11 protein-coding genes are annotated in these 10,180 nt (G+C 63.4%); 7 read left to right on the top strand and 4 right to left on the bottom strand.

Features of this window, described 5'->3' with window-relative positions:
- The 4 genes from hisI to KDH09_12140 all read right to left on the bottom strand — a co-directional run.
- Nucleotides 1–405 (bottom strand): phosphoribosyl-AMP cyclohydrolase (gene hisI / locus KDH09_12155; GenBank protein MCB0220442.1); only part of this gene is annotated, 405 nt, incomplete at its 3' end.
- A gap of 170 nt (nucleotides 406–575) precedes the next feature.
- A complete protein-coding gene (locus tag KDH09_12150; protein ID MCB0220441.1) occupies nucleotides 576–1,250 on the bottom strand; it encodes a class I SAM-dependent methyltransferase in 675 nt (224 codons plus the stop codon).
- Complete coding sequence (hisF, locus tag KDH09_12145) at nucleotides 1,247–2,020, bottom strand: imidazole glycerol phosphate synthase subunit HisF (protein ID MCB0220440.1); 774 nt, start codon at nucleotides 2,018–2,020, stop codon at nucleotides 1,247–1,249. Before hisF ends, KDH09_12150 begins: the two co-directional genes overlap by 4 nt.
- A gap of 515 nt (nucleotides 2,021–2,535) precedes the next feature.
- Complete coding sequence (locus KDH09_12140) at nucleotides 2,536–2,922, bottom strand: hypothetical protein (protein ID MCB0220439.1); 387 nt, start codon at nucleotides 2,920–2,922, stop codon at nucleotides 2,536–2,538.
- A 396-nt stretch (nucleotides 2,923–3,318) separates the two neighbouring features.
- Between KDH09_12140 and KDH09_12135 the strand changes: the two genes are divergently transcribed.
- From KDH09_12135 to KDH09_12105, 7 genes are all read left to right on the top strand, one after another.
- Entirely contained in the window at nucleotides 3,319–4,047 is a 729-nt protein-coding gene (locus KDH09_12135; GenBank protein MCB0220438.1) for a 16S rRNA (uracil(1498)-N(3))-methyltransferase, read from the top strand.
- Nucleotides 4,048–4,158: 111 nt separating this feature from the next.
- Entirely contained in the window at nucleotides 4,159–5,814 is a 1,656-nt protein-coding gene (locus KDH09_12130; GenBank protein MCB0220437.1) for an isocitrate lyase/phosphoenolpyruvate mutase family protein, read from the top strand.
- Nucleotides 5,815–5,836: 22 nt separating this feature from the next.
- Nucleotides 5,837–6,340 carry a sulfopyruvate decarboxylase subunit alpha gene (locus KDH09_12125; GenBank protein ID MCB0220436.1) on the top strand — a complete coding sequence of 168 codons (504 nt, stop codon included), beginning with the start codon at nucleotides 5,837–5,839 and terminating at the stop codon, nucleotides 6,338–6,340.
- Nucleotides 6,337–6,903, top strand: a complete 567-nt coding sequence (locus KDH09_12120) for a hypothetical protein (GenBank protein MCB0220435.1) — start codon at nucleotides 6,337–6,339, stop codon at nucleotides 6,901–6,903. Before KDH09_12125 ends, KDH09_12120 begins: the two co-directional genes overlap by 4 nt.
- Before the next feature lie 17 nt (nucleotides 6,904–6,920).
- Nucleotides 6,921–7,997, top strand: coding sequence for an alanine--glyoxylate aminotransferase family protein (locus KDH09_12115; GenBank protein MCB0220434.1), 1,077 nt, complete (start codon nucleotides 6,921–6,923; stop codon nucleotides 7,995–7,997).
- Nucleotides 7,994–9,088 carry a CDP-alcohol phosphatidyltransferase family protein gene (locus tag KDH09_12110; protein MCB0220433.1) on the top strand — a complete coding sequence of 365 codons (1,095 nt, stop codon included), beginning with the start codon at nucleotides 7,994–7,996 and terminating at the stop codon, nucleotides 9,086–9,088. The genes KDH09_12115 and KDH09_12110 overlap by 4 nt, the downstream gene beginning before the upstream one ends.
- Complete coding sequence (locus KDH09_12105) at nucleotides 9,085–10,107, top strand: flippase-like domain-containing protein (GenBank protein MCB0220432.1); 1,023 nt, start codon at nucleotides 9,085–9,087, stop codon at nucleotides 10,105–10,107. The genes KDH09_12110 and KDH09_12105 overlap by 4 nt, the downstream gene beginning before the upstream one ends.
- The last annotated feature ends 73 nt before the right edge of the window (nucleotides 10,108–10,180 follow it).

Raw genomic sequence — 10,180 nt, 5'->3', positions numbered from 1 at the left:
GCGGGCCTCGATCACCTCGAACAGGGCGTTCACCACAGCGGGCCCCGAGGGGGTGCCGGCGCTCTCCCCTTCGACCTCCCGGAAGAAGCAGTTCCAGCGCCCGGTGTGGCAGGCCGCACCGGTTTGTTCCACGTGGAACAACAGGGTGTCGCCGTCGCAATCCAGGCGGATGTCGCGGATCTTCTGGACGTGGCCGCTCGATTCGCCCTTTTTCCAGAGTTTGCCCCGGCTTCGCGAGTGGTAGTGGGCAAACCCGGTCTCGACGGTCTTGTCCAGGGCCTCGCGGTCCACCCAGGCGAGCATGAGCACGTCACCGCTGGCCACGCACTGGGCAACGGCCGGAATGAGGCCCTGCTCGTTCCACTTGATCTGGCCGATCAACTCTTCGCGGGAGATCGGGTCGATTTTCTTGAAATCTTCAGCGTCCACGGCGTTTCTGTGCTCCTCCAGCGGCTCCGGGTTTCCTTGAGATGCACGCGGGAAGGCCGTGGTTTACTAAATCCCTGACGTCCGGGCAACCACCGGGCGGGTTGGGCAGTGTTCCACGTGGAACATCGGGGTTCTGGAAAGCTGATTCAGCGCCGGGCTCGGAACAGGGCGACGGCCCCGCGGACGTCGATTTCGACTTCAGGGAAGTGGGATTCGAGCCCCGCGCGCAGCCCGCGCAGGTCGTCGAAGCGGTTGGTGAGATACTTGCGGCGGTTGTAGAGATCCATGAGCGCGCGCGCCTGCGGGGAGCGGCGCACGCCGCCCTGCAGCAGCGTCGTCCCGAACAGGACCCCGCCGGGCGCGAGAAGCGCACCCAGATTTTCAAACACCACCGACTTGGACTCGATGCCGCCGGGCAAGCAGTGGATGAGATAGTTCAGCCCGATCGAATCGAAGGGTGCAATCGCTTCGCTGAGCTGCGGGGCAATGGGCTCCAGCACGTCGGCCTGGTAGGTCTCGGGACGGAGCTTTTCAAGCCGCCGGGCGGTAAAGCGCAGGCTCTCGGGGTTGAGATCCATGAGCGCCAGCCGCCCTCCGGGACCCAGCCGCTTGCAGTTGGCCGGGTAGTAGCCGCTTCCCACCCCCACATCGAGGTGGTTGGTGCTGACGTTCTGGTCGTAGAAGGTCTGAATTCTCTCGGGCGGGCACTTCCAGAAGAGCCGGTTCGAGACCTGCGTCACCCACAGGTCATAGAGCCGCAGGCTCAGCGGGTTGTAGACCGCCTGTCCGGCCTCGACGTCTGCGGGGGTGTAGCTGCTCATGCCGGCCGCACCGGGACGCCGCGCTCTCGCAGGTAGTCGCGGACTTCGGCGATGGTGTGTTCGCGGTAGTGGAAGATGCTGGCGGCCAGCGCCGCGTCGGCGCCGCCTTCGGTGAGCCCGTCGTAGATGTGGGAGAGGCCGCCCACCCCGCCGCTGGCAATGACGGGAATCTCGACCGCATCGGAGACCGCGCGGGTGAGGCCCAGGTCGAAACCTTCCTTGGTACCGTCGCGGTCCATGCTGGTGAGCAGGATTTCCCCGGCGCCAAGCTCTTCCATCTTGCGGGCCCATTCCACAACATCGAGCCCGCGCGGCTTGCGGCCGCCGTGGGTGTAGACCTCCCAGCCCTTGCCGGGATCTTCAGGGTCTTTGGCCTTGGCATCGATGGCAACGACGATCGCCTGGGAGCCAAAGGCGTCCGAGGCCTCGCGCACGAGCTCGGGAGTCTCCACCGCCGCAGTATTGATGGAGACCTTGTCGGCACCGGCGTTCAGGAGCCGGCGGACGTCCTCGACCGTGCGGACCCCGCCGCCGACGGTCAGCGGCAGGAAAATGGTCTCGGCCGTGCGGGCCACCACATCCAGGATGATGTCGCGCTCGTCGCTCGAGGCGGTGATGTCCAGGAAGCAGACCTCGTCGGCGCCCTGCTCGTCATAGGCCTTGGCCACCTCGACCGGGTCTCCGGCGTCGCGGAGATCGACGAAGTTGACCCCCTTGACCACGCGACCGCCCTTGACGTCCAGGCAGGGAATGATGCGTTTGGCGAGCATTTCGGGCCCTTTCTTGCCGGGTGTTCCACGTGGAACATTCCGGGGCTTCGGGGACCCAGATTAGGCCGCCGAGGCGGCCAAGCCAACCGATTCCCCTCTCCCTGAAAGGGAGAGGGGCTGAGCGGAGGACCTACTTCTCACCCCAAAAAGGCCAAGGCCCGCAACCGTGAGGATGCGGGCCTTGAGACTGTGTGATGATCGCCGGCCGTTTTTCAGGCCGATCACTGTTGTTGTTGTTCAGCTCGAGAAGAAGCCTGCGCGACGAATGCTGCGGAAAAATCCGGTGCGACGAATGCGCATGCTGCCCATGGAGTACTGACCTGATTTGTAACCAACGATCTCAAACATAAAGCCCTCACTTGCAACTTTTACCAGCCCGGGAATTCTCACCTACAAGTTTTCCGGGGCCGATGGTGTCTTTGAAAATGAAGGGACCGGCTTCGGTGTTCCGGCCGAAGCCGGTCCCTTGAGGTTATCGCGAGGGAAGAAACTTTCCTTCTGTCCCACGTTAATTGTTAGTTCCGAACCAGATAAATCGCCTTCTGGCTCCCCTCGCGATAAATCGAAAGCACATTGTCGTTGAGCGGCATGACGGAGTAGACCTCTTCACCCTGCGCGCTCTTGAGACGGAGCATCTTGCTGCCCCGAAGTTCATACGTTCCTTCCCCCTGGGTGCCGGCGGCACTGCGGGAAGCAAATTCGTTGTCGTCGTTGAACGAGATCTCGAAGGTCCGCGTCTCCTCGATAAGGCCATCAGCGCCGGCTTCAAGAACCTGCGCGGTCCAGTCGCCCTCAAGGGCCGGGAGTTCGGGGCGCAGGCTCACTGCCTTCGCCAAACCGTGAACACCAAGTCCCATCATCAGAGTCGCTCCTGCCGTCAGTCCGAGAAATTTGCGGTTCATCTTCTTTGCCCTCACTCTTTCGAATCTCACCTTTTCAATCGTTCGTGCGTGACGAACACCACGGACTAATCCACGGGTTGTGCCAAACTCCGGCACAAATCGTAACTCATTGAAATTATTAACAATTTTATTTTATGGGGTGGTCGGTTTTCTTGCGATTCTCACAATGAGAAGGCTCCATGCCCGGGGGAAGTGTCTCAGAGTGAGAAGATTCCCAATTTGAGACGCATTCTGAGAAGCTCTCTACGTCGGCCTCTGCCTAAGAAACCTGTCATTCTGAGCGCAGCGAAGAATCGGCCGGTGCCTGCCTGCACGCAATTCTTCGGGTCGCAAGCTCCCCTCAGAATGACAATTGTCGTGGAAGAAATTGTCGAGATCCGTTCTATATAGAGGGCCATGTTTCGATTCTTCGCAGATGAGTCCTGCGCGCGTGAGGGCAATGCCGCGACGCTTTCCCCCGCGTTGCAGCGCCACGTGAAGGCCGCGCGCATTGCGCCCGGCGAGGAGTTCATTCTCGTCTTCGGCGCCGAGGGTGCGGCCTGGCGCGCGCGGCTCGATCCGGAGAAAAAAGGCCGCGCCCTGCTTGGCGAGCGCGTCGCCCTTGTCGGCACCGGACCCGTGGCCATCGAGCTGTGCATCGGGCTCTCGAAGATGGACGCGCTCGAGGCCGCCGTTTCCGCCGCAGCGGAGCTGGGCGCGACTTCGGTACACCTGCTCATCTGTGAGCGCAGCCCCGTTCGCGAGCTCTCCCCCAACAAGATGGAGCGCCTTGCGCGCATTGCCGTTTCAGGGGCCGAAGTCGCCGGGCGCGCCCGCGCCCCGGAGATCCTGGGCCCCACCCCGCTACCCGAGCTTGGGCTGGAGCCTGGCTGCGCGGGCTTCGTCTTCTGGGAAGAGGACGCCGCCGCCGGTCGCTCTTTTCCCGCTGTTCTACAGAATCAAACGCCCTCAGGGGCCGCCCGGCTGGTCATCGGGCCCGAGGGGGGGTTGAGCCCCGCCGAGGTAGGGCGGCTCGAATCGGCGGGCTTTGTCCGCGCATCTCTTGGGCCGCGCATTCTTCGGGCCCGGACGGCGCCGCTCGTCGCCCTCAGCCTGATCCAGTCTTTCTGGGGCGACCTGCACTAGCCACCCCTTCGGCCGCGCCGCTTGGGTATTGGAGTCCCTTCATTTATAAAGGGGCCTTGCGATGGCCGCCCCGACGGGCGGCTGCATCAATTTCGGAGGCGAACAAAGCAAATGCCGACCCCTTCCCTGCGCAAGCGCCTGGCCGAGCCCGGCCCAATCATCATCACAGGCGCACACAGCGCTATTTCCGCCAAGCTGGTTGAAGAAGCCGGCTTCGATGGCGTGTGGGCCTCGGGCTTCGAGATCTCGGCCTCCCGCTGCGTTCCCGACGCGAACATCCTGACCATGGCCGAAAACGTCGAGGCCGCCCGCCAGATGGCAGAGGCCGTGAGCATTCCGGTTATCGCTGATTGCGACAACGGCTTCGGCAACGCCATCAACGTGATCCGCACCGTGCGCGAGTACGAGAAGAACGGCATTGCCGCCATCTGCATGGAAGACAACATCTTCCCCAAACGCTGCAGCTTCTATGCGGGAGTGAAGCGCGAACTCGCCTCCCCCGAGGAACACGCCGGCAAGGTGAAGGCCGCCCTCGACACGCGCGAGAGCGATGAGTTCCTGATCATCGCCCGCACCGAAGCACTGATTGCGGGCTGGGGCATGGAAGAAGCGCTCAAGCGCGCGCGCATGTATGCCGACGCCGGCGCGGACCTCTGCCTGATTCACTCGAAATCCAAGACCGCCGACGAGGTCACCGCTTTCGCCAGGCACTGGGATCGCGAGACCCCGCTCATGGCAGTGCCGACCATCTATAAGGAAACCACTGCCGACGAGCTCAACGAAATGGGTTACCGGATCGTCGTCATGGCCAACCACGCCATGCGCTCGTCGATCAAGGCGATGCAGACCACGCTCAAGGCGCTCCACGATCAGCGCAAGCCCGCGGCGGCCGATCCCTACGTCGTGCCCCTCGAGGAGGTCTACCGCCTGGTCGGCGTCACAGAGATGAAGGACCAGGAGAAGAGCTACCTGCCCGCCGGCACCCAGGACGTGCGCGCCGTAATTCTTGCGGCCGGCTCGGGCGAGAAGCTCCTCCCGCTGACCGAGAACACGCCCACCTGCATGCTCGACATCAAGGGCAAGAGCATTCTCGAGCGTCAGGTGGAAGCGCTCAACGCGCTGGGCATCAAGGACATTGCCGTCGTTCGCGGCTACAAAAAGGACGCGATCGACCTGCCCAACCTGCGCTACTTCGACAATGACGACTACGAGAACTCGGGCGAGCTGGCCTCGCTGCTTGCCGCGCGCGAGTTCCTGACCGGCAGGACCGTCGTGCTCTACGGCGACATCGTGTTCGAGCCCCACGTGCTCGAATCCCTGCTCCAGAGCGAGGCGCCCGTCACGCTGGCGGTCGATCGTTCCTGGACCGAACACCAGGGCAAAGCCGGACTCCCCAGCCGCCCCGATCTCGTGCAGCTCAAGAATCCCGCCAGCGCGGGATCACGCCAGCTCAACCTGGACGGCCCCACCGGCGTGACGAAAGTCGCGCGCGGCATCGATGCCGGCGCCGCCGACGCGGAGTTCATCGGCATGATGATGCTCTCGCCCGAGGGCACCGAGCGCGTGCTCTCACTCTGGGACAAACTCGCCGAGAAGAGCGGCGCCTTCCATGAATCCGACAACGTGAAGAGCGCCGCGCTCACCGACCTGCTCAGCGAGCTCATCGCCCAGGGCGAGGAAGTCGCCGGCACCGAGATCTACAAGGGCTGGATGGAAGTCGATTCATTCGAGGACTACCGCCGCGTGTGGGCCGGGCTCAAGAAGTAGCCCCCCGCAAGAGACATTCAACATGAGTGAAACCCAATCCATCTCCGGTGAGGACTTTTTCCGTGCGCTTCGCGCGCGCGGTTACGATTTCTTCTCCGGTGTTCCCTGCTCCCTCTTCGAGGGGCTCTACCCCGTGCTGGAGTCCCAGACCGAGGCGCCGCTGATTTCCGCCGTGCGCGAGGACGACGCCCTCAGCCATGCGTCTGGCGCATGGATGGCCGGCAAGAAGCCCGTGATGCTCATGCAGAACTCCGGGCTCGGCAATTCGCTCAACGTGCTGGTTTCTCTCAACGAGAGCTACCAGATCCCGGTGCTTGTACTCATCAGTTGGCGCGGCTTCGAGGGCAAGGACGCTCCCGAGCACATTGTCATGGGCCCGGCAATGACCAGCATCTTTGACTCCGTGGGGCTTCCCTGGCAGGCCCTCGATCCGGCCGAGCTACAAAAGCAGCTCGATGAAGTGGAGAAACACTTCGCCGCGGGCAAGCCCTCCATGCTCATCGTCAAGAAGGGGGTGATCTCATGAAGAAAGAACGCGCCCTCGAAATCGTGCTCGGCTGCATTCCCGAGACCACCGCGACCCTGTGCTGCAACGGTCACATTTCGCGCCAGGTCTACGCCACCGGCGACAAACCCGGCCGCTTCTACATGATCGGTTCCATGGGAATGGCGCCCAGCATCGGTTTGGGAATCTGCGTCGCAAAACCGGGTCAGCATGTTGCCGTGATCGACGGCGACGGAAACGTGCTGATGAACATGGGCGCCCTGGCCTCGGTGGCCTCACAGCAACCCAAACACTTTACTCACTTCTGCTTCGACAACGGCCGCCACGCTTCCACCGGCGGGCAGCGCACCATCACCGACAAGATCGACCTGGCCGCCATCGCGGGCGCCGCGGGCTATGGCTGGGCAAAGCGCTGCGAGGATGAATCGCAGCTCGAAGCCCTCGCAAAGGAAGCCCTCGCCACCGAAGGCCCGTCCTTTCTGCTGGTGAAGGTCGATCCGGGCGGCCTTGCCGAGGGAACCGCGCGCGTGGACATCACGCCCGAAGACATGGCGCGGCGCCTCAAGCAGTTCATCGCCTCCTGAGCGGAGCCGGTTTCGACATGCAACACATTCTTCTCAATCCTGGTCCGGTCAACGTCACCGAGCGCGTGCGCGCGGCGCTCAGTCGCGGCGACGCATGCCACCGCGAGCCCGAAGTGGCCGAGGCACTGGCCGGCGCCCGCGCGCTCATCAAGGAACTCTTCGATCCGACCGATGCTTACCACGTCGCCTTCGTGACCGGTTCGGGAACCTCGGCCATGGAGATGGCGTTTTCCAGCACGCCCGCCGAAGGCGCGAAGATGCTGGTCATTGAAAACGGCGTCTACGGCGAGCGCATCTCGAAGATCTGCGCCGCCCACCGCATCGACTTCGTAAAGGTCACCGACCCCTGGGAGTCGCTGCCGGATCTCGAGAAAATCGAGGCCGCGCTCAAGGCCGATCCGGCCATCGACACCGTGGGGCTCGTCCATCACGAAACGACCACCGGCATGATCAACCCGGTGCAGGCCGTCGGCGCGCTTGCAAAGAAATACTCCAAGCGCTTCGTGCTCGACACCGTGAGCGGCCTTGGCGGCGAAGAACTCGATCTCAATGCCTGGGGAGTGGACGTTGCCGCCAGCACGGCGAACAAGTGCATCTGCGGATTCCCCGGCATTTCCTTCGTGCTTTGCCGCAAGGAACTCATGGAAGAGATCGCCAAGCAGCCCCCGCGCTCTCTCTATTTGAATCTCGCCCATAACTGGAGCGCGCAGCGCGATTCCTGCGGCGCTTTTACCCCGGCCATCCAGATTCTCTGGGCGCTCGAAGAAGCGCTCAAGGAACTCAAGGAAGAAGGCGTGCAAAACCGCATCGCCCGCTACGCCCGCGTGAGCAAGACGATCCGCGACGGCGTCGAGAGCCTGGGCTGCAAGATGTACCTGCCGCGCGAGGTCTACTCGAACACGATTTCTTCGTTCGACCTGCCCGCGGGCAAGGCCTACCAGCAGCTTCACGACGCGCTCAAGGAGCGCGGTTTCATCATCTACGCCGGGCAAGGCCCGCTTGCCAGTAAGGTCTTCCGCATCGCCAACATGGGTCAGGTCAGCGACGCCGACTACGCGCGGCTTCTCAAGGAACTGGAGGCGCTGCTCGCGTGAGCATCCCCGCCGTCGTGTTCGTCGACCCGGTGGCCGCCCACCTGGAGGTGGCGGCGCTGAGCGTGCTCGATCGCATGATCGTCGCGTTGCACCGCGGCGGTTGCACGCGCATCACGCTGGTAACCGACATCGTGCTGCCCGAGCTAAAGCGCACCTGGGGGCTTGGAATCTCCTTCAACGCCGTGCCGCGCCCGCCCGAGCTCGAAGGCCCCACGCTGGTGGCGCAGAGCTGCCTGCTCATTCAGCCCGCCGACGTGGCACAGGTCATTGAAGATGGTGGCCGCTTGGCCACCGACGTAGGCGAGCCCCTGCCACTTGGCGTAACGAACCGCCTTGGCGGCACGCTCGAAGAATCCCTGCCCATCGCGCCGCTCGTTCCAGCAGAGGGCGTCACCGCGCTCATCGAAACTCCCGAGCAGGCCAAGGCGGCGACGAAGGCCCTTTGGATTTCGCTCACCAGCAGCGCCGACGGCATCGTTGACGTGTATTTCAATCGCCCACTCGGACGGCCGCTCTCGAAGTTGCTCATCCGCACGCCGGTTACCCCCAACCAGGTCACCATTTTCGCCATGCTCGTCGGCGTGCTTTCGGGCTGGTTTTTCTCCAGAGGCGATCACGTCAGCGGCATCGTCGGCGCGCTCGTCTTTCAGCTCGCCGCCATGATCGACTGCATCGATGGTGACATCGCCCGCAGCGTCTTCAAGGAAACCCCCGTCGGCAAGTGGCTCGACATTGCCGCGGACCAGGTCGCCCACGTCGCCATCTTCGGCGGCATTGCCTGGGGGGTCACGCAGAGCGGTTCGGACGCTCCGACTCTTTATCTCGGCGCCAGCATGATCGTCGGCGCGCTCATTTCCTTTGCAGTCGTGGTGCGTGGGCTCGCCAAACCCGAAGACCAGCGCGACCCGAGACTGGCCAAATTGATCGACTCGGCCACCACGCGCGATTTCTCCATCCTGCTCATCATCGCCGCATGGTTCGACGCCCTCGATTGGTTCCTATGGGTCGGCGCCTTCGGCGTGCACGGATTCTGGATCCTGGCACTGGCCATTCAGACGCTGGGCGCAAAGCCCGCGAGGGAGGCCGCGTGAAGAACGTTCTGCGTTTCCTCTTCCTCGCGCTGGGCATCGGCCTGTTCGCATTCTTCATCAAGGAAGCGGGCACGGACGAAATTCTGCACACTCTGGGCGAGCTGGGCTGGGGCAAAGGCGCGCTGGCCATGCTTCCCTATTTGCTGGTCTATGCCTGTGACACCATGGGCTGGCGCTTCGCCTTCTCCAGCGCGAGCGCGCACCATCTTGGCTACCTCACGCAGGTTCGCCTGCGCATGGCCGGCGAAGCGGTCAACAACCTGATCCCCTCGGCCTACGTGGGCGGCGAGCCGGTGAAGATCTATCTCGCCAAGAAGCGCGGCGTTCCCACCATCAATGCCGCCCAAAGCGTCGTGGTTGCCAAGACGACCATGACCATCGCGCAGGTCTTCGCCATCGCACTCGGCGCGCTGGCCGCGACGCGCTCGCTCGATCCGGGCTCCTGGGCGCACAAGGGGATGCTCGTCACGACGGGCATCGCCGCGGGCGTGGCCGCCATGCTCTTCTGGTTGCAGAGCCGCGGCATGTTCACCACCCTGCTCAAGGTCGCCCGCGCGCTTCATCTCAAGATCGAAGCCCTCGACAAGGCCGAACCTCACCTGGCTGAGCTCGACGACGAAATTGTCTCCTTCTATCGCAACGACAAGATGCGCTTTTTCTGGAGCACCTTCTTCCATCTTTGCGGCTGGATCGTCGGCATGGTCGAGGTATTCGTCATCTCGCATCTTCTGGGAATGCCCCTGGACTGGTCGCAGGCGCTGGCCATCGAGACCTTTACCGGCGTGGCAAAGGGCGTGGGCATCTTCGCGCCCGGATCGCTCGGCGTGCAGGAATCGGGCATCGCACTGCTGTTTCGCGTGATGGGACTTCCCGACGCACTGGGGATTTCCTATGCCATCGTCCGCCGCGCGCGCGAGGTGCTCTTCGTGCTCATCGGCGGCGCGTTCCTGTTCGGCGAAGAGGCCAGCATCCGCGCGCTGGCTGAAAAGGCGCGGCGCGAAACCGCGGAGGAACTATGAAAGCGATTCTCTACGTCGCCGGTCGCGGCAACCGCCTGGGCCCGGACTATGTCGATACCCACAAGGTGCTGCT

It is taken from the genome of Chrysiogenia bacterium (genome assembly GCA_020434085.1).
Lineage (GTDB): Bacteria > JAGRBM01 > JAGRBM01 > JAGRBM01 > JAGRBM01 > JAGRBM01.
The sequence above is the reverse complement of the archived record's forward strand: the minus strand, read 5'-3'. Positions and strand labels throughout refer to the sequence as shown.